We start from the raw sequence: 19027 nt of genomic DNA, 5'->3' as shown, positions 1-19027 counted from the left end.
CGTGGCAGAAGCCACGCTTTTTTATTTTTCATAATTAAATTGCGGGAAATCATCACCGTCGTTAAATGTAACAGATAAATTATGTCCATCGAAGAACCATTCATCATCGCCTTCAATAAAGAAGTTAATACCTTCTTCTTGAGTTTGAACAGCAGGATGTGCAGGGTCATCTTTACGAATACCTAAAGAAAGTCCTTTTTGCACAGTACTGCAACCGCCGTATTGTACGAAAAGGCGTAGTGTTTCACCCGATTGTAAGTTTAATTCATTTTTATACCATTGTGCTGCTTCTTTTGTTACGGAAAGATTCATGTATAGTTCCTCCAAATTATGTTGCTTTTTCTTTAGTATAAAAAATAACGCAAAAAGACGCTATTAATATGCTTCACGTTTTCTTTTTGCGTTATGTGGGTTACAATCTTATTTTTGCTTTTTTGAAAAGTTTGCTTTCGGTTCAGTTTTATTTATAATTCGTCCGATATTTGCACGGTGTTTATAAATAACCATACCTGCTAATAAACACATCGCAATAATGAAGATTTTATCCCCGCTAACAATGGATGCAATAACAGCAACGACGGCTGTTACCATAGAAGAAAGTGATACGTATCTTGTTGTAAATAAAAGGCTGAAAAAGACAACAGCTAATATTGCAAAAACAACTGGAGAGTAGCATAATAGCACGCCAGCAGAAGTTGCAACAGCTTTACCACCACGGAATTTTGCGAAAATTGGATATACATGTCCAAGAACAGCAGCTAATCCGAACCATAGTGGGTGAACATCTAATCCGAAAATAATCGGTAGACTTGTTGCTAATGTACCTTTTAAAATGTCAGCAATTGTAACGATAAAACCTGCTTTTTTCCCTAGTGTGCGGAATGTATTTGTTCCGCCTAGATTACCGCTTCCGTGCTCACGAATATCGATTCCGTAGCCGATTTTTCCAACGACTAGTGCGAATGGAATCGAGCCAAGTAAGTAGGCAACGATAAATAAAAGATATGTAGTAACCATAAGTTCAGTCTCCTTTATTCAAATGTGTTGATAAAGGGTAAAAAGAGTTTTTCCCGTATATTGTACCATACATTTGTAAAGAGCACATTTCTTTTTTGTAAATGAAAAATTCATTATTTCGTGAAAAAAATTTCACAGGAATGTTACATTTCTCACAGAAACACCAAGACTATATGTAGTAACATTTTAATCAAAAGACAACAACATATTGGTGGAGGGTTATAAATGTTACAACGAAATGTACGTGGAGAAGAATTAATGAGAGTGTTTGAGACGATTGTCCACGGTAGTGAGCAAGATTTAATGCAAGAAAATGCAAATGTAGATGGCCGCTCTCCGATGGGAGTAATGGGAACGTTCGCATCAGAGAGTGCGAAATATTATACAGTTGAAAATTTATTGTCAGATCAAGTGAAAAAAGCGATAAATCAAAATATATTATATCCACATGACTTAGATTTTTATGCGACAGGAACGACGACTTGTTCGCAAATTCCGTTAGCGCAAATGCTTACGACCGGTTTTCATACCGGGCATGGGCATATGAGACAACCGCAGGATATTAAAAGTGCATTGGCTCTTTCGTCTATTATTTTTCAGGCGAATCAAAATATGCAGCACGGTGGTCAATCATTTGCACTCTTTGATATTGATTTAGCTCCATATGTGAGAAAAACAATAGCGAGACATAAGAAACGATTACAGTCATATCCGCTTACGAAAGAACAAATAGAAGAATTTGCATGGAAAGAAACAGAAAATGATACGTATCAGGCATGTGAAGCTTTCGTTCATAATTCAAATAGTATGCACAGTAGGGGTGGGGGACAAGTACCGTTTATTTCTATTAATTATGGAACAGACACATCAAAAGAGGGACGGTTATTAGTTAGACAACTTTTAAAAGCGACACAAGCTGGTCTTGGTAAAGGGGAAACACCAATTTTTCCAATTCAAATTTTTAAAATGAAAAAAGGTGTGAACTTTGAAGAATGTGATCCGAACTATGATTTATTTGAATTAGCGTTAGAGACAACGGCTGAACGATTATTCCCTAACTTTTCATTTTTAGATGCGCCATTTAATGCAGTGCATTATGACGGACGACCGGAAAGTGAAGTATGTTACATGGGATGTCGTACCCGTGTTATGTCTAACATACATGGAGAAGAAACAGCGATTGGAAGAGGCAATTTATCATTTACTTCTATCAACTTAGTGAAATTAGCGTTAATTAGTGGTTCAAAAGAAGCATTTTTTGAAGCATTAAATTATTACTTAGATTTAGGAATTAAGCAATTATTAGAGAGATTTGAGTATCAATGTACGAAGCGAGCGAGAGATTTTCGATTTTTATATTCACAAGGTGTATGGCGCGGTGGAGAAAAGTTACAGCCTGAAGATTCTGTAGCATCCATTTTAAAGCAAGGGACGTTAAGTCTTGGTTTTATCGGTCTTGCGGAGTGCTTAGTAGCTTTAACAGGAAAGCATCATGGAGAAGATGAAGAATCATGGAAACTCGGGTATGAAATCATTTCCTTTATGAGAGATAGAATGGATAAAGCAACGGAAGAACATGAACTGAATTTCTCAGTAATTGCAACTCCTGCAGAAGGGTTATCAGGGAAGTTTGTGAAAAAAGATAGAGAAGAATTTGGTGTGATTAGCGGTATAACGAACCATAATTATTATACGAATTCATTCCATATTCCAGTTTACTATAGCATTCAAGCGATAAATAAAATTCGCTTAGAAGGACCTTTCCATGCTCTATGTAACGGGGGACATATTACGTACATTGAACTAGACGGAGCAGCTATGCATAACAAACAGGCGTTAAAACAAATTGTACGAGCGATGGCAGATCATGGCGTTGGATACGGTTCAATTAATCATCCTGTTGACCGTTGTAAATGCTGCAGTTATCACGGAGTTATTGGAAATGAATGCCCAAGTTGCGGAAATGAAGACGAAACTAATATAGAAAGAATTCGCCGTATTACAGGCTATCTTGTAGGAGATATGTCGAAGTGGAATAGTGCAAAACGTAGTGAAGAGATGGATCGGGTGAAGCATAAATGAAAGTGATGAACATCATTCATGATAGTGTAGTAGATGGAGAAGGGTTGCGGACAGTCGTGTTTTTTGCGGGCTGTCCGCATCGTTGTTTCAGTTGCCATAATCCGAAATCGTGGAATATTTGTAATGGAACTGAAATGACAGTAGAAGAAATTGTGAACGAGATTGCAAGTAATTCATTAACTGATGTAACATTTTCAGGTGGAGATCCATTCTTCCAAGCTGCTGAAGTGAAAAAAGTAGCAAAAGCTGTGAAAGACTTGAAAAAAAATCTTTGGATGTATACAGGTTATACGTTAGAAGAGATACAGAGTTCTCAAAATAATGATATGATAGAGTTGTTACATTATGGGGATGTTTTAGTCGATGGAAGGTTTGAAATCGAGAAAAAAGATTTAACACTTCCATTTCGCGGAAGCTCCAATCAACGTATTATTCGATTGAAAGAGTAAAAAGGCGGGATAGATTATATGAATAAAACAGTATTACTTGTTGAAGATGAAAGAAGATTACGTGAAATCGTTAGTGATTATTTTCGTAATGAAGGCTTTGAAGTAATCGAAGCAGAAGACGGAAAAATAGCGTTAGAATTATTTGCAGAGCATGAAATTGATTTAATTATGTTAGATATAATGTTACCAGAAATAGATGGATGGTCTGTTTGTAGACGAATTAGAAAAGAATCAGCAGTACCAATCATTATGCTAACAGCCCGTTCGGATGAGGATGATACATTACTAGGGTTCGAATTAGGTGCAGATGAGTATGTAACGAAACCTTTCAGCCCGAAAGTGTTAGTAGCTCGTGCGAAGACATTATTGAAACGTGCGGATGGTGTGGTAGGAGTAGCGGAAGAAAATGCTATGTCTTTAGCTGGAATAGAAGTGAATCGTCTATCTAGAACCGTTTTAGTAGATGGAGAAGAAATTATATTGACACATAAGGAATTTGAACTTCTTGTTTATTTAATGGAGAACAAAGGAATTGTGTTGTCACGTCAACATTTATTAGATCAGTTATGGGGATATGATTACTACGGTGATGACCGAACGGTGGATACTCATATTAAAAAACTACGAAATAAGCTAGGAGATAAAGCGAAGCATATCGGTACTGTTATTCGAGTGGGTTACAAATTTGAAGAATAACCTTTAAATTACTATGGGCTTTGGGATATAGCAAATTTATACTCTCTTTTGTAGGTGGAATGTACAAAAAATACTTTTCTTGTCTACAATGTTAGATAAGAAAGAGTATTTTTTTAATTGGATTTCACGATGAGTTCACAAGAAGGACACAAAACGTGACTATACTGAAAATACGAATTCACCAGAGAGGGGAAGTAAACATGGGATATTACGACGGACCAAATTTAAATGAAGAGCATAGTGAAACGAGAGAAGTGAGAAAATCAGGTAGTAGAAAAGGTTATTTTTTCACAGGTTTAGTCGGAGCTGTAGTTGGGGCTGTCACAATTAGTTTTGCGGCACCATATATGCCATGGGCTCAAAATAATGGAGCGGCTGTATCATCATTCAGTTCGGATTCAAAAGTTGAAGGTACTGTAGTTCCTGTTGTCAATAAAGCAAAAAATGAAACTGATTTACCTGGTATGATTGAAGGCGCGAAAGATGTTGTTGTAGGTGTTATTAATATGCAACAAAGTGTTGATCCATTTGCAATGCAACCGACAGGCCAAGAGCAACAAGCTGGCTCAGGATCAGGTGTTATTTATAAAAAAGCAGGAAATAAAGCGTATATTGTAACGAACAACCATGTAGTAGATGGAGCAAATAAACTTGCTGTAAAACTAAGTGATGGTAAAAAGGTAGATGCAAAACTTGTAGGGAAAGACCCTTGGTTAGATTTAGCGGTTGTAGAAATTGATGGATCTAATGTAAATAAAGTTGCCACTTTAGGTGATTCAAGTAAACTTCGTGCGGGTGAAAAAGCGATTGCAATTGGTAACCCACTAGGGTTTGATGGAAGTGTAACGGAAGGTATTATTAGTAGCAAAGAACGTGAAATTCCAGTAGATATCGATGGCGATAAGCGTGCAGATTGGAATGCTCAAGTTATTCAAACAGATGCAGCAATTAACCCAGGTAATAGTGGTGGTGCGTTGTTTAACCAAAATGGTGAAATAATTGGGATTAATTCAAGTAAAATTGCACAACAAGAAGTTGAAGGAATTGGATTTGCTATTCCAATTAATATTGCAAAACCAGTTATTGAATCACTTGAAAAAGACGGAGTGGTGAAACGTCCAGCTCTTGGAGTAGGTGTCGTTTCATTAGAAGATGTGCAAGCTTATGCAGTAAATCAATTGAAAGTACCGAAAGAAGTAACAAACGGCGTTGTATTAGGTAAAATTTACCCAATATCACCTGCAGAAAAAGCAGGTTTAGAGCAATATGATATTGTAGTATCATTAGATGATCAAAAAGTAGAAAATTCACTTCAATTCCGTAAATATTTATATGAAAAGAAAAAAGTAGGCGAGAAAGTAGAAGTTACATTCTATCGTAACGGTCAAAAAATGACAAAAACTGCTACTTTAGCAGATAATTCAGCTACAAAGAATCAATAATTGAAATAAAAGAAAGTCTCTTTCATATTGAAAGAGACTTTCTTTATCGGCTATACTAAAGGAATAGGAGGGATAAATTATGACAATTGAAAACCCAACTCGTACGGAAATTGGTGAAGTATTAAAGAAAAGCAAAACGATTGCAGTTGTTGGATTATCGGATAAGCCAGAACGTACATCGTATATGGTTTCAAAAGCAATGCAAGATGCTGGGTATCGTATTATTCCAGTGAACCCAACAGTAGATGAGGTGCTTGGAGAAAAAGCAGTTTCTTCACTAAAGGATATTAAGGAACATGTTGATATTGTAAATGTATTCCGCCGTTCAGAATTTTTAATGGATGTTGCGAAAGAGTTTGTAGAGATTGATGCAGATGTTTTTTGGGCACAATTAGGAGTACAAGATGAAGATACATATAAACTGTTAAAAGAAAAAGGCTATACTGTAATAATGGATCGTTGCATTAAAGTAGAACATGCGATGACAAAATAGTATAGGTTTTAAAGAGAGAAAGATTGATTCAGCCCTCTTTATAAATAAGTAGGGCCGATGAACGAGGTGTTCATCATGAGATTTTTTAAAGGCTGTTTTTGGGGATTGTTACTTGTTATCCCATTTTGGATATTGATCATTTGGATCATGATAAAGGTTTGGAATGTATAATCTTGGCATACATATCCATTTCTCGTTGACAAACGATTATTTTTCTGAAATAGTAGCCTAGAGGAATCCTTGTGAAAAAACAAGGATTTTTCTATTGAAAATGGTATATAAAAGAGATAAGATAACTTGCCAAAACTATAGTCGAGGCGTTATTCTATAATAGAAACATATGTTCTGATTTGATTAGGAAAGGGGCAAGGAGTTTGGCGAAGCATCAGTTCCAATACAATGAAGATGCAATTCAAGTGCTAGAAGGACTTGAAGCCGTTCGAAAACGCCCGGGTATGTATATCGGGAGTACGGATAGCCGTGGATTGCATCATTTAGTATATGAAATAGTAGATAACTCCGTTGATGAAGCGTTAGCGGGATTTGGCGACGAAATTTCTGTCGTAATACATAAAGATAATAGTATTAGCGTTATAGATAAAGGGCGAGGAATGCCTACGGGAATGCATAAACTTGGGAAACCTACACCTGAAGTCATTTTAACTGTACTTCATGCCGGTGGTAAGTTTGGTCAAGGTGGCTATAAAACAAGTGGTGGTTTACACGGTGTTGGAGCATCAGTTGTAAATGCCTTGTCAGAATGGTTAGTAGTGACGATTAAACGTGACGGAAATATTTATGAACAACGCTTTGAAAATGGTGGTATTCCTGCAACGACACTGGAGAAGATCGGGAAGACGAAAGAGTCCGGTACGACAATACATTTTAAACCAGATACAACTATTTTCAGTACAACAAATTACAATTATGAAACATTATGTGAGAGATTACGTGAATCTGCATTCTTATTAAAAGGAATGAAAATCTCGATAAAAGATGAACGTAATGATTTAGAAGATGTCTTTCATTATGAAACAGGAATTGAAGCTTTCGTTTCATACTTAAACGAAGAGAAAGATTCGATTCATCCGGTTGTATACTTCACTGGTGAACAAAACGGAATTGAAGCAGAGTTAGCATTCCAGTTTAACGATGGCTATTCAGAAAACATTCTTTCGTTTGTAAATAATGTACGTACAAAAGATGGGGGAACACACGAAGCTGGATTTAAAACAGCAATGACGCGTGTGTTCAATGAGTATGCTCGTAAAGTATCGTTACTAAAAGAAAAAGATAAAAACTTAGAAGGTACAGATATTCGTGAAGGTGTAGCGGCTATCGTTTCTGTACGTGTACCAGAAGAAGTACTTCAGTTTGAAGGGCAAACCAAAGGGAAACTTGGTACAAGTGAAGCTCGTTCTTCAATTGATGCAATTGTATCTGAGCATTTAGCTTACTTTTTAGAAGAAAACCCGGATGTTGCTACACTTCTTGTGAGAAAAGCAGTTAAAGCAGCGCAGGCACGTGAGGCTGCTCGTAAAGCGAGAGAAGAAGCGCGTACTGGTAAAAAGAAAAAGAAATCAGAAGGTACATTAAGTGGTAAGTTAACACCAGCACAATCACGTAACCCGCAAAAAAATGAACTGTACCTAGTAGAGGGTGACTCTGCGGGTGGTTCCGCGAAACAAGGTCGAGACCGACGTTTCCAAGCGGTATTACCGTTACGTGGTAAAGTAATCAATACAGAAAAAGCAAAACTTGCTGATATCTTTAAAAATGAAGAGATTAATACAATCATTTACGCTATTGGCGGTGGTGTAGGGAATGAATTCGCTGTTGAAGATATTAACTACGATAAAGTTGTAATTATGACCGATGCTGATACAGATGGTGCACACATTCAAGTATTGTTATTAACGTTCTTCTACAGATATATGAAACCACTAATCGAAGCTGGCAAAGTATTTATTGCACTTCCTCCTTTATACAAAGTAAGTAAAGGAAAAGGTAAGAGTGAAGTGATTGAGTATGCATGGTCTGATGAAGAATTAGATGGTGTAACAAAAAAGGTCGGTAAAGGCTACATGCTGCAGCGCTATAAAGGACTTGGCGAAATGAATGCCGATCAATTATGGGAAACGACGATGAATCCTGAAACACGTACGTTGATTCGTGTAAAAATCGACGATGCATCAAGAGCGGAGCGCCGAGTTACGACATTGATGGGTGATAAAGTAGAACCTCGCCGTAAATGGATCGAACGAAATGTACAATTTGGTATGCAAGAAGAAGGAAACATTTTAGAAAATGAAATGATTATGGAGACGGAGGTGGAATAACATGCAGGCAGAGAAGTTTCATGACCTCCCGCTTGAAGACGTGTTAGGTGACCGCTTTGCACGTTATAGTAAATATATTATTCAAGATCGCGCGCTTCCAGATGCGCGTGACGGTTTAAAACCGGTACAAAGACGTATTTTATATTCTATGTATGTAGAAGGAAATGTACATGATAAAGCATTTCGTAAATCAGCTAAAACAGTTGGTAATGTTATTGGTAACTACCATCCACACGGTGATTCCTCTGTATATGAGGCGATGGTACGTTTAAGTCAAACTTGGAAAGTACGTAATGTTTTAGTTGAAATGCATGGTAATAATGGTAGTGTGGATGGCGATCCAGCAGCGGCAATGCGTTATACAGAAGCACGTTTATCACCAATCGCATCTGAGTTATTGCGTGATCTTGATAAAGAAACAGTAGAATTCGTGTCAAACTTCGATGATACGAGTGAAGAACCGGTTGTACTTCCAGCGATGTTCCCGAACTTACTAGTGAACGGATCGACAGGAATTTCAGCTGGTTATGCAACAGAAATTCCTCCGCATCACCTTGGGGAAGTAATTGATGCAACGATGATGCGTATTGATAAGCCGAATAGTACTGTTGATGATTTATTAACAGTTATGAAAGGACCAGATTTCCCGACAGGTGGTATTATTCAAGGGATTGATGGTATCAAAAAAGCGTATGAAACAGGAAAAGGTAAAATTATTATTCGCGGAAAAGCAGAAGTTGAAACGATCCGCGGCGGTAAGCAACAAATCGTTATCACAGAAATTCCGTATGAAGTAAATAAAGCGAACCTTGTTAAAAAAATGGATGAATTACGTCTAGATAAAAAACTAGATGGAATTGCTGAAGTACGTGATGAGACAGATCGTACAGGTCTTCGCATCGTTGTAGAGTTAAAAAAAGAAGTAAATGCTGAAGGTATTTTAAATTATTTATATAAGAATACAGATTTACAAATTCCATATAACTTTAATATGGTAGCGATAAATAATCGTCGTCCGACACTTATGACATTACCTAAGATTTTGGATGCATATATTGGGCATCAGAAAGAAGTTGTTACGAGACGCTCGCAATATGAATTACGAAAAGCGGAAAATCGTCAACATATTGTAGAAGGTTTAAAGAAAGCATTATCGATTTTAGATGAAGTGATTGAAACAATCCGTGCTTCTAAAGATAAGCGTAATGCAAAAGATAATTTAAGTACGAAATTTGGATTTACAGAAGCGCAGTCAGAAGCAATTGTTTCGTTGCAACTATATCGTTTAACAAATACAGATATTACGGCGCTAGAACAAGAAGCAGACGAGCTTAATAAGAAGATTATAGAGTTACAGTCAATTTTACAAAGTGAACAAAGGCTTCTTCAAGTTATTAAAACAGATTTGAAGAGAGTAAAGAAAACATATAGTGATGATCGCCGTGCTATTATTGAAGAACAAATTGAGGAAATTAAAATCGATGTGGAAGTTATGATTCCGCAGGAAGATGTCATCGTTACTGTAACGAAAGAAGGATATGTGAAACGAACAGGTTGGCGTTCACATAATGCATCGAACGGGAAAGACTTCGGTATGAAAGAGGGTGACATCTTACTGGAGCGATTCGATACGAATACGACAGAGACAGTCCTCTTATTTACGAATAAAGGAAACTATATATATCTGCCAGTATATGAAATGCCAGAAATTCGTTGGAAAGATTTAGGTCAACACGTTGCGAATCTCGTTTCACTCGAGCGGGATGAAATGATTATTTGGGCGACCGTCGTACCGAACTTTGAAGAAGAAAAACGATTTATCGTATTTGTTACACGAAATGGTATGATTAAGAAAACAGAATTAAACCAATATAAAGTTCAGCGTTATTCAAGAGCGTTCGTCGCTGTGAATTTGAAAAAAGATGATTATGTTGTAGATATATTTGCAACAGATGGAACGAGTGATATTGTTCTTGCAACCTATGGTGCATATGCACTTATTTTCCATGAAGATGAAGTAAGTCCAGTCGGTGTAAGGGCCGCTGGTGTGAAAGCAATTAACTTAAAAGAAGATGATTACGTCGCTTCTGGTAAACCGTTAAATGGTGACAAAGATCAACTTATTCTCGTAACGCAGCGCGGTGCTGTAAAACGTCTAAAAGCATCAGAAATTGAGAAATCAACGAGGGCGAAGCGGGGACTTGTTATTTTCAAAGAGTTAAAACGTAATCCATACCGCATTGTCGGTATTGAAATTGTTCGAGACGATGAACTAGTTTACATGAAGACAGAGAAACACATTGTAGAAGAAATTGATCCGAAAGCGTATCGAAATAAAGACCGGTATAGTAACGGTAGTTTAGTGCTAGATGTTAATGATACTGGTGAAGTTATTGAAACGTGGACGAAAAAACGACCAGAATAGAAAAGCATCTTGCTATGAGTAATAGCAAGATGCTTTTTTCTAGGCAAATTATTATGTACATAATTATAATCTTGTTATAATAACTGAATGAAATCGTTCTCATAAAGTGAAACTTTAATCAGTGGGGTTCTTACTCGCCACAAATAGCAGGATAAATGGAGGGGCAACATGAAAAAAATAGGTGTAGGGATTGTAGGGTTTGGATTTTCTAGTACAACATTTCACATCCCATTATTACAAACGATAGAAGAATACGATATTCGTGCGGTATTATCTTCAAAAGAAGAGGTAGTAAAAGAAACATTACCGAATGCTACCGTCGTTAGTACAATTGATGAATTGGTGAAGCGAGCTGATATTGACTTAGTGGTCATTACTTCACCGAATACAACTCATTTTCCATATGTAAAAGAAGCAATATTAAACGGTAAGCATGTTGTTGTAGAAAAACCATTTGTTGTTTCAATTGAAGAAGGAGAAGAGCTTATTTCATTAGCAGAGCAACATAATGTGGTAGTAAGTGTATATCATAATCGTCGTTTTGATAATGATTTCTTAACGATAAAAAAATTGTTAGAAGAAAATAGAGTAGGGAATCTATACGCATATGAAGCACATTTCGATCGTTTTCGCCCGAATGTACGTGATCGCTGGAGAGAAAAGAATTTACCAGGATCAGGTATACTGTATGATTTAGGATCGCATTTAATTGACCAAGCATTATCATTATTTGGGAAACCAGATGCAATAAGTGCAGATGTAATTAAACAACGACCAGGCGCAGAGATTGATGATTACTTCCATGTTATACTTCACTACGGTGTGAAACGTATCACTTTACATAGTAGCAGTCATGTAAAGCAAGCAGGTCCACACTTTACACTGCATGGTGATAAAGGTTCTATCGTGAAATACGGTATGGATTCACAAGAAGAACAATTAAAAAATGGAATGAAGCCAGGCGATAACGGTTATGGAGTAGACGCTGAAGAGAATTTTGCTACTTTACATACGGAAGAAAAGCTAGAGCGTATTCCAACAGAAGTTGGCTGTTATGACATGTATTATAAAGGTGTAAGAGATAGTATTGTAAATGGTGAGAAATCACCTGTAACAGCACAAGAAGGCTTAGAAGTTATTCGACTTATTCAATTAGCGATTGAAAGTAGTGAAACGGGTAGAGTCATCACTGTGAAATAAAAAAAGACACGAATTTCGTGTCTTTTTTTATTAGGAATATGTGAATCTGACTAATTATTTAGTTTAATCGTTTGTCATACATTAACTGAATTTGTATGCCGTAAGGATCTTCAATAATCCCATATGCTTCACTAAATATATTTTTTTCTAGCGGAGAGAGTATCTTCACGTTCTTATCGGAAATTAAATTATTATAAAATCTTTGTATTTCTTCTAAATTAGCGCTTTGAATGCAAAGTGACATATTATTTCCGACGTTATAACGTTCAGTAGGATTCATTGTATCTTCTGCTATCATTAGCTTTGTATTCCTAATTTGTAAAACAGAGTGAGCAATATGATCTTTATTTTCACTTGTAATTTTAAGAGAACTATCTCTTTTGGCCAGTTCTCCATACGTAACAATCATTAACTGCTTAGCTTCTAAATTGCGTGTGTAAAAATTAATTGCCTCCTTTGCTTGCCCATTCATTGAAAGAAAAATAGCTATTTCTAATGTCATAAATATATAACTCCTTTATTAGTTAATAATTATAATATAGACTAAAAAGGTTTCAATACATGACACCTTTCGGGAGGGAAATATGAAAAAAACGGAACGAATAAATGATATGCTTATTTTCTTAAATAATAAAAGATATTTTAACGCATTATCCGAAAGAAGTCTCCTTCCTGGGGCGTGTGAAAGACGATAGTCTAGCGGTAGGTGGGAGAGGAATTTCGGTTTGGCGTAGCCAAACATTTGATTTTCCTATTTATTTCGCCCCTGATATACTCAGTCTTATAAGAGGTAAAGTTTGGTATAACAATGAACGTAGATAATAGTCATGTTATTGTTTAGGTTGTGTGATCACTGTCATAGCTTATGGGAAATGAAGCGAAAAGTGAGATGAATTGATATGACAAAGCATAATAAGGCGTACAAATTTCGTCTGTATCCAACAGAAGAACAAGCACATCTTATTCGTAAAACTTTCGGGTGTGTACGCTTTGTGTATAATAAAATGCTGGATGAGCGAAAAGAAATATACGAAACATACAAAGAGAACAAGGAAGAACTAAAGAAACAAAAATTCCCTACTCCTGCGAAATACAAAGAGGAGTATGAATGGTTGAAAGAAGTCGATTCCTTAGCATTGGCTAACGCTCAATTAAACTTGCAAACTGCCTATAAGAATTTTTTTAGTGGTCAAAGTGATTTTCCTACATTCAAAAGTAGAAAAAGTAGAAAATCTTATACAACGAATCGAGTAAACGGAAATATTATGTTATTTCATGGTTATATCAAATTACCGAAATTGAAAATGGTGAAATTGAAGCAACATAGAGAGATCCCGCCAAATCATATCATCAAATCATGTACGATTTCGATGACACCAACTGGTAAGTATTACGTGTCTATTTTGACCGAATATGAAAAAGAAATCGCTCAAAAAGAAGTAGAAAGTGTAGTTGGATTAGACTTCGCAATGGCTGAATTGTACGTGAGTAGCGAAGATGAGAAAGCCAATTATCCTCGCTTTTATCGTCAGATGTTAGACAGGTTAGCAAAGGCACAACGAGTATTAGCAAGACGAGTGAAAGATTCAGCGCGTTGGAATAAACAACGCATTCGTGTAGCGAAGTTACATGAAAAAGTTGCCAATCAACGTAAAAATTTCCTTCATCACAAGTCTAAAGAATTAGCTACGAGTTTTGACGTTGTAGCAATAGAAGACTTGCATATGCAAGGAATGTCACAAGCACTTCGCTTTGCTAAGAGTGTAGCGGATAACGGTTGGAGGATGTTCACGACATTTTTAGCATATAAGTTACAAGACCAAGGAAAACAGCTTGTAAAAATAGATAAATGGTTTCCTTCTACAAAGATGTGTAGTCGTTGTGGAAACAAAAAAGAAATGCCATTATGTGAACGCACGTATGCGTGTTCATGTGGACTCACAATCAGTCGTGACTATAACGCAGCTATCAATATCAAAAAGGAAGCCATGCGGTTATTAGCATTGATGTAAATCGTAAGAAATAACCTTTGGAACAAGGGAGTTAGCTCGGCTGTCCTAAGACAAATTCGTTAGCTATCAAAAGTAGCGATAAACCGAGAAGCCCCCACTTCAAGTAAGCTAGTAAGACATGCTAAGTGGTGGGTAGTTCACACATGTATTACCTGATAATGTGCGTAATAATATTTCAATCATGGAACGAAAACTTACCTTTGAAGTAACCAATCATAGTAATTTTAATCATTTTTTGGACATGAAAAAGCCCTTGAGATTTAAATATCCAAAGGGTTTTTTTTGTGATGGTATTTGTTCTTTAGAAACATTATTTTTCTGGGACGGACAGTCCATAAAAGAACATCGTAACGATATCTTGTATATGTTTTTCGCGATCTCCTTCAAGAAGCTGAGCCCCGAAATCATCACCTAGTCTAGTGAACATTTGAATGTATAGTAACATCATTTCTTTAGTAAGGTGAGGGTTAATTTCATTTTTTTGCTGTGCTTGTTCTAGGATTTCTAAATACCAAGGCAGGATTTTTTCGTTTTGATAACTATAAATAAACTCTCGGAGCTCTTCATCCCTTTGCATCATTTGTAGTAACATATCCGGCTGAAATAACCCACCAGTATTCATTTTTCTTACAATCATCTTTTGCATCATCTCATGAAAAGGTAATTTTTCTTCTGCAAGTTTTTTATAATATTGAAATTCAGATGTTATAAATTCTTGTATCAGTTCTCTAAATAACGCTTCTTTACTTCCGAAATGATTATAAATGGTAACTTGAGAAACGTTTGCTTCTTTTGCAATATGCTCTATTTTCACTTCATTAAATCCACGTTCTGAAAATAATAAGAAGGCTGCCTCTTTAATGGCACGTTTTTTCTTTTCTTTCACTTTTTCAAAGCCGTTCAATGCAATCACCTCAATTAAAATATACAAGAAAAAATAATGGAAAACAATATTTTTGAAATATGGACATATAAATATTTCAAAAAGTTGTTGCGAATATGAAAGATGAGGAGTACAATAATTTTGAAATATCACATATTAAATATTTCAAAAAATGAGGTGGAATTATGATTTCAGTTCAAAATGTCACAAAACAGTTTTCAAATGGAAAAGGTTTGTTTCATATTACATTTGATGTAAAAAAAGGGGAAGTATTCGGTTACTTAGGACCAAATGGTGCCGGGAAATCCACAACAATTCGTAATTTAATGGGATTTATAAAACCGACAGATGGTAAAGCGACAATTTTTGGATTAGATTGTTGGAATGAAGCAGCGAAAATTCAAAGAGAAGTTGGCTATCTACCAGGAGAAATTTCTTTTATTGAAGGAATGAACGGATTAGGGTTTTTAAAGTTAATGCAAGGAATGCGTGGGCTAAAGGATACGAAAAGACGAGATGAATTAATAGAACGTCTACAATTTGATGTGAAAACACCGATTCGAAAAATGTCTAAAGGAATGAAGCAAAAAGTAGGGATTGTTGCTGCTTTTATGCATGATCCGGAAGTGTTAATTTTAGATGAACCGACATCAGGGCTCGATCCACTTATGCAGCAAGTATTTATAGATTTAATATTAGAAGAAAAGCAAAGAGGGAAAACAATTCTTATGTCATCGCACATTTTTACTGAGATTGAGAGAACTTGTGACAGAGTGGCTATAATTAAAGATGGTCGCCTTGTAACGGTTGAAAATATTCATGATTTACAAAGCTTGAGACGACAGGTAATAGATGTAACCGTATCATCGCAAGAAGAAATTGAATCTCTTACACAATGTAATTTGCAATTTGAAGCGGTGAAAGGTAGAGAAGCATCGATTATTGTGCAAGGAAACTATCAAACTGTTTTACAAACACTTTCAAACTATAATGTAACGGCGCTTCAAACGAGAGCAATGGATTTAGAACATTTATTTATGCATTATTACGATAAGGAAGAAGGGATAAAGCATGAATAAGCAATTGTTTTTAGCTAGTTTGAAAGAAACACAAAAAAGTATTTTGAGTTATGCAACTGGTGCAGCTCTATATTTATGGTTATTAATTTGGATCTTCCCTTCAATGGTATCAGCGAAAGGGTTAAATGAATTAATAAGTGCTATGCCTGATAGTGTGAAAAAAATTGTTGGAATGGAAAGTCCGATTCAAAACGTAATGGATTTTTTAGCTGGCGAATATTATAGTCTATTGTTTATTATCATATTAACAATTTTTTGTGTAACAGTTGCAACGCATTTAATTGCTCGTCATGTAGATAAAGGAGCGATGGCATACTTGCTAGCAACACCTGTATCTAGAGTGCAAATTGCAATTACGCAAGCGGCTATTCTCGTATTAGGGCTACTAATCATAGTAACTGTTACGTATGTAGCGGGTATAGTAGGTGCAGAGTGGTTTCTACAAGATAATAACTTAAATAAAGCATTATTCCTGAAGATAAATATAGTCGGTGGGTTAATATTTTTAGTCGTTAGTGCGTATTCATTTTTCTTTTCTTGTATATGTAATGACGAAAGAAAGGCACTTAGCTACTCAGCAAGTTTAACAATTTTATTTTTCGTAACGGATATGGTAGGGAAATTAAGCGATAAGTTAGAGTGGATGAGAAATATATCATTATTTACGTTATTTCGTCCGAAAGAAATTGCTGAGGGAACGTATAATATATGGCCAGTGAGTATAAGTTTAACTGCTGGAGCCTTTTGTATTTTTATAGCAGCAATTGTAGTGTTTAGGAAAAGGGATTTACCGTTGTAAAGTAGAAAGTCCACTGAGAAAGTGGGCTTTTTTTGATGAGGAGGAAACGAATGAATTATTTGTTCCGGGTTCAGCTATATGTAAATGATGTTGAGAAGTCATTATTGTTTTATGAAGAAGTAATTGGTTTACAGTTGTATAAAAGAAGTATGCATGCAGCACGCTTTAATCACGATCAGTTTTCTCTATTACTAGCTACTGATTCAACATTGAGTGAAAATCACTATTTTTACAATCGAAAAGAAATGAAGGGGAATGGCTTTGAACTAATTATTGTTGTCAATCGGATTGAAGAAGTATATGAACGTTGTAAAGAGAAGCGATGCACAATACAAGAAGAAATTCAAACTTATCCGTGGGAGATGCGGGGATTTAAAGTTGTCGATCCAGATGGATATTTCCTTAGAATTATATCTGAGTAAAGGTAAACATGAAAAATGTTTACCTTTTTTTATGAAAATATTCAAAAAAATGAACCTTTTTCTAGGCTCATCCGTCTAATACATGTAAAGTTAAATTTGAAGTGAGGATGAAACAGGAGGAGCAATTGTGAAAGTAATCCCTTTATATAAAATGATTGTAAAAGAAGAAACGGATGTTTCTTTAGCGAAAAAAGGTGATCATGAAGCTTTTATGGTGCTTATACATACAGAAAAAATGAAGATGTATCGTATTGCAAAGGCTATGTTACGTGATGAGACAAATATAGAGGATGCGATACAGGCAACAATTTTAAAAGCCTATGAAAATATAAAAAAATTAAAAAAAGAAGAGTTTTTTCAAACTTGGTTAATTCGAATTTTAATGAATGAGTGTAACAACATTATTAGAGCGTATAAAAAGGTAATTGTGACAGAAGAGAATGATTACAATATGAGTGCGTGTGATCAGTATGAAGATATAGATTTGTGTAATGCGATTCAATCATTACATGAAGAATTAAGAGCTGTTACGGTTCTTTATTATTATGAAGATATGAATCAAGAGAGTATAGCAAAGCTTTTAGAAATTCCAAAAGGAACAGTGAAATCGAGATTGTCACGTGCGAGGGAACAACTGCAAAAACGATTAAAGATGGAATAGGGGGTGTACAAGATGGATAATGAAAAATTATTTGATGAGAAATTAAAAAAGAGAATAAAAGATGAGAATGTTATAATGCCACCAGAGTTAAATGAAAAGATTAATCGTACACTACATAATCTTCCTGTAAAAAAGAAAGGTTACAGAGTTTATATGATGGTTATAAGTGCTGCTGTTCTAACACTTTCAATTGTTTCTATGTCGGAGTTTTCTGATCAAATTTTTGCTCAAAACGGCGGAGTATTTGAATACGTAAAGAAAAAGGCGTTTTCTGATTATGAAAATGAAGAAGAAATAAAATCAAATGTAAATTATCCAGATAAAGAAAAGATTCATGAAAAAATGCTGGATTCTATTGATCATTTTAAAAATATTTCAGGGCAATTTGAGGAATATTCTAGCTCGTCAAGAATTGCTACAACATACAAATATGCGATTGATACGGAGAAACAAAGAGGTATCTCTTCGAAAGAAGATAGACTAGCGAAAAAACGAACAATTATATATAACGAGGGAAAGAAAAAAGAATTTGATGATGAGAAGTATACATATAAAGAGACAAAATGGAGCCCGAAAGAAAGAAACTATGAACTACTAAAATTAAATCCTACGGAAAGATTATTGAGAAAATCAGGCGAGAAAAAAAGATATGATGATGAATATATAGGATTTGCGAAGTATAGTATTCAATCAGAATTTGCTGATCTATTAATCCGATATAAAGATTGGAACTATAAAGAAACGAAGTATCTCGGACTGGATTGCTACAAAATAGAAGGGACAATAAACATAGAAATGCCTGTAAGTACATCTGAAGATTTAAGAGGGAAATTTGAAATGGTTGTAGAGAAAAATACGGGGATTATGCTAAAGTTCCTTAGTTTCCACGAAGGTATGATTCAATATTCGATTACGACTGAATGGATACAAATAAACACTGGGCTGAAAGAGAATGTATTTCAAAAGGATAGCACTAATTATGAAAAATTGAAAAATATTTTAGATGAATAGAAAACGGAGGGAACGAT

At 35.5% G+C, this 19027-nt stretch carries 18 protein-coding genes and 2 pseudogenes; 16 read left to right on the top strand and 4 right to left on the bottom strand.

Going from position 1 to position 19027, the window contains the following annotated elements; genetic code table 11:
• Window positions 1-21 precede the first annotated feature (21 nt).
• Together MKO96_RS16405 and plsY are read right to left on the bottom strand one after the other, a co-directional pair.
• Complete coding sequence (locus MKO96_RS16405; protein WP_001054449.1) at window positions 22-312, bottom strand: HesB/YadR/YfhF family protein; 291 nt, start codon at window positions 310-312, stop codon at window positions 22-24.
• 108 nt (window positions 313-420) lie between these two features.
• The gene (gene plsY, locus MKO96_RS16400) at window positions 421-1017 is read right to left on the bottom strand and encodes a glycerol-3-phosphate 1-O-acyltransferase PlsY (protein WP_000258967.1); all 597 of its coding nucleotides are present in this window, start codon (window positions 1015-1017) and stop codon (window positions 421-423) included.
• 225 nt (window positions 1018-1242) lie between these two features.
• Between plsY and MKO96_RS16395 the strand changes: the two genes are divergently transcribed.
• The 8 genes from MKO96_RS16395 to MKO96_RS16360 all read left to right on the top strand — a co-directional run bounded on the left by MKO96_RS16395 (window position 1243) and on the right by MKO96_RS16360 (window position 12143).
• Entirely contained in the window at window positions 1243-3099 is a 1857-nt protein-coding gene (locus MKO96_RS16395) for an anaerobic ribonucleoside triphosphate reductase (protein ID WP_240588100.1), read from the top strand.
• Entirely contained in the window at window positions 3096-3548 is a 453-nt protein-coding gene (gene nrdG, locus MKO96_RS16390) for an anaerobic ribonucleoside-triphosphate reductase activating protein (RefSeq protein ID WP_087981495.1), read from the top strand. The genes MKO96_RS16395 and nrdG overlap by 4 nt, the downstream gene beginning before the upstream one ends.
• Window positions 3549-3566: 18 nt before the next feature.
• Complete coding sequence (locus MKO96_RS16385) at window positions 3567-4244, top strand: response regulator transcription factor (RefSeq protein WP_001044675.1); 678 nt, start codon at window positions 3567-3569, stop codon at window positions 4242-4244.
• A gap of 200 nt (window positions 4245-4444) precedes the next feature.
• Window positions 4445-5686 carry a S1C family serine protease gene (locus MKO96_RS16380; protein ID WP_087981494.1) on the top strand — a complete coding sequence of 414 codons (1242 nt, stop codon included), beginning with the start codon at window positions 4445-4447 and terminating at the stop codon, window positions 5684-5686.
• A 79-nt stretch (window positions 5687-5765) separates the two neighbouring features.
• A complete protein-coding gene (locus MKO96_RS16375) occupies window positions 5766-6179 on the top strand; it encodes a CoA-binding protein (RefSeq protein ID WP_000151391.1) in 414 nt (137 codons plus the stop codon).
• Window positions 6180-6553: 374 nt separating this feature from the next.
• Window positions 6554-8518, top strand: coding sequence for a DNA topoisomerase IV subunit B (parE, locus tag MKO96_RS16370; protein ID WP_001062190.1), 1965 nt, complete (start codon window positions 6554-6556; stop codon window positions 8516-8518).
• Between the two features lies 1 nt (window position 8519).
• Entirely contained in the window at window positions 8520-10943 is a 2424-nt protein-coding gene (parC, locus tag MKO96_RS16365; protein ID WP_087981493.1) for a DNA topoisomerase IV subunit A, read from the top strand.
• A 168-nt stretch (window positions 10944-11111) separates the two neighbouring features.
• The gene (locus tag MKO96_RS16360; RefSeq protein WP_240588099.1) at window positions 11112-12143 is read left to right on the top strand and encodes an oxidoreductase; all 1032 of its coding nucleotides are present in this window, start codon (window positions 11112-11114) and stop codon (window positions 12141-12143) included.
• A 58-nt stretch (window positions 12144-12201) separates the two neighbouring features.
• Here MKO96_RS16360 and MKO96_RS16355 read toward each other — a convergent pair whose 3' ends face one another.
• The gene (locus MKO96_RS16355; RefSeq protein WP_240588098.1) at window positions 12202-12645 is read right to left on the bottom strand and encodes a VOC family protein; all 444 of its coding nucleotides are present in this window, start codon (window positions 12643-12645) and stop codon (window positions 12202-12204) included.
• 82 nt (window positions 12646-12727) lie between these two features.
• Between MKO96_RS16355 and MKO96_RS29620 the strand changes: the two are divergent.
• From MKO96_RS29620 to MKO96_RS16345, 3 genes and pseudogenes are all read left to right on the top strand, one after another.
• Window positions 12728-12790 (top strand): annotated as a pseudogene (locus tag MKO96_RS29620) (helix-turn-helix transcriptional regulator); the annotation flags it as partial.
• 252 nt (window positions 12791-13042) lie between these two features.
• Window positions 13043-14155, top strand: a complete 1113-nt coding sequence (locus tag MKO96_RS16350) for a transposase (RefSeq protein ID WP_240588097.1) — start codon at window positions 13043-13045, stop codon at window positions 14153-14155.
• Between the two features lie 136 nt (window positions 14156-14291).
• Window positions 14292-14393, top strand: a pseudogene (locus tag MKO96_RS16345) (helix-turn-helix transcriptional regulator); the annotation flags it as partial.
• 72 nt (window positions 14394-14465) lie between these two features.
• Here MKO96_RS16345 and MKO96_RS16340 read toward each other — a convergent pair.
• Complete coding sequence (locus tag MKO96_RS16340; protein WP_240588096.1) at window positions 14466-15086, bottom strand: TetR/AcrR family transcriptional regulator; 621 nt, start codon at window positions 15084-15086, stop codon at window positions 14466-14468.
• A gap of 137 nt (window positions 15087-15223) precedes the next feature.
• Between MKO96_RS16340 and MKO96_RS16335 the strand changes: the two genes are divergently transcribed.
• The 5 genes from MKO96_RS16335 (at window position 15224) to MKO96_RS16315 (ending at window position 19010) form a co-directional block, all read left to right on the top strand.
• The gene (locus tag MKO96_RS16335; RefSeq protein ID WP_240588095.1) at window positions 15224-16117 is read left to right on the top strand and encodes an ABC transporter ATP-binding protein; all 894 of its coding nucleotides are present in this window, start codon (window positions 15224-15226) and stop codon (window positions 16115-16117) included.
• Window positions 16110-16916, top strand: coding sequence for an ABC transporter permease subunit (locus tag MKO96_RS16330; protein WP_240588094.1), 807 nt, complete (start codon window positions 16110-16112; stop codon window positions 16914-16916). The genes MKO96_RS16335 and MKO96_RS16330 overlap by 8 nt, the downstream gene beginning before the upstream one ends.
• Window positions 16917-16966: 50 nt before the next feature.
• Window positions 16967-17338: a VOC family protein gene (locus MKO96_RS16325; protein ID WP_240588093.1), complete on the top strand. Its 372-nt coding sequence runs from the start codon at window positions 16967-16969 to the stop codon at window positions 17336-17338.
• A gap of 127 nt (window positions 17339-17465) precedes the next feature.
• Entirely contained in the window at window positions 17466-17999 is a 534-nt protein-coding gene (locus MKO96_RS16320) for a sigma-70 family RNA polymerase sigma factor (protein ID WP_240588092.1), read from the top strand.
• A gap of 12 nt (window positions 18000-18011) precedes the next feature.
• Entirely contained in the window at window positions 18012-19010 is a 999-nt protein-coding gene (locus MKO96_RS16315) for an anti-sigma factor (RefSeq protein ID WP_240588091.1), read from the top strand.
• The last annotated feature ends 17 nt before the right edge of the window (window positions 19011-19027 follow it).

The sequence above is a fragment of the Bacillus sp. ES1-5 genome (assembly GCF_022487605.1).
In the GTDB taxonomy this organism is placed as follows: domain Bacteria; phylum Bacillota; class Bacilli; order Bacillales; family Bacillaceae_G; genus Bacillus_A; species Bacillus_A wiedmannii.
This window is presented reverse-complemented; position numbering and strand designations above follow the sequence as displayed.

What these genes read in the sequence shown, in the direction of transcription:
- MKO96_RS16360 (WP_240588099.1), top strand. Translation starts at nt 11,112, where the DNA reads ATGAAAAAAATAGGTGTAGGGATTGTAGGGTTTGGATTTTCTAGTACA.
- MKO96_RS16325 (WP_240588093.1), top strand. Translation starts at nt 16,967, where the DNA reads ATGAATTATTTGTTCCGGGTTCAGCTATATGTAAATGATGTTGAGAAG.
- plsY (WP_000258967.1), bottom strand. Translation starts at nt 1,017, where the DNA reads ATGGTTACTACATATCTTTTATTTATCGTTGCCTACTTACTTGGCTCG.
- MKO96_RS16385 (WP_001044675.1), top strand. Translation starts at nt 3,567, where the DNA reads ATGAATAAAACAGTATTACTTGTTGAAGATGAAAGAAGATTACGTGAA.
- MKO96_RS16330 (WP_240588094.1), top strand. Translation starts at nt 16,110, where the DNA reads ATGAATAAGCAATTGTTTTTAGCTAGTTTGAAAGAAACACAAAAAAGT.
- MKO96_RS16315 (WP_240588091.1), top strand. Translation starts at nt 18,012, where the DNA reads ATGGATAATGAAAAATTATTTGATGAGAAATTAAAAAAGAGAATAAAA.
- MKO96_RS16335 (WP_240588095.1), top strand. Translation starts at nt 15,224, where the DNA reads ATGATTTCAGTTCAAAATGTCACAAAACAGTTTTCAAATGGAAAAGGT.
- MKO96_RS16350 (WP_240588097.1), top strand. Translation starts at nt 13,043, where the DNA reads ATGACAAAGCATAATAAGGCGTACAAATTTCGTCTGTATCCAACAGAA.
- MKO96_RS16380 (WP_087981494.1), top strand. Translation starts at nt 4,445, where the DNA reads ATGGGATATTACGACGGACCAAATTTAAATGAAGAGCATAGTGAAACG.
- MKO96_RS16405 (WP_001054449.1), bottom strand. Translation starts at nt 312, where the DNA reads ATGAATCTTTCCGTAACAAAAGAAGCAGCACAATGGTATAAAAATGAA.
- MKO96_RS16375 (WP_000151391.1), top strand. Translation starts at nt 5,766, where the DNA reads ATGACAATTGAAAACCCAACTCGTACGGAAATTGGTGAAGTATTAAAG.
- MKO96_RS16355 (WP_240588098.1), bottom strand. Translation starts at nt 12,645, where the DNA reads ATGACATTAGAAATAGCTATTTTTCTTTCAATGAATGGGCAAGCAAAG.
- nrdG (WP_087981495.1), top strand. Translation starts at nt 3,096, where the DNA reads ATGAAAGTGATGAACATCATTCATGATAGTGTAGTAGATGGAGAAGGG.
- parC (WP_087981493.1), top strand. Translation starts at nt 8,520, where the DNA reads ATGCAGGCAGAGAAGTTTCATGACCTCCCGCTTGAAGACGTGTTAGGT.
- MKO96_RS16395 (WP_240588100.1), top strand. Translation starts at nt 1,243, where the DNA reads ATGTTACAACGAAATGTACGTGGAGAAGAATTAATGAGAGTGTTTGAG.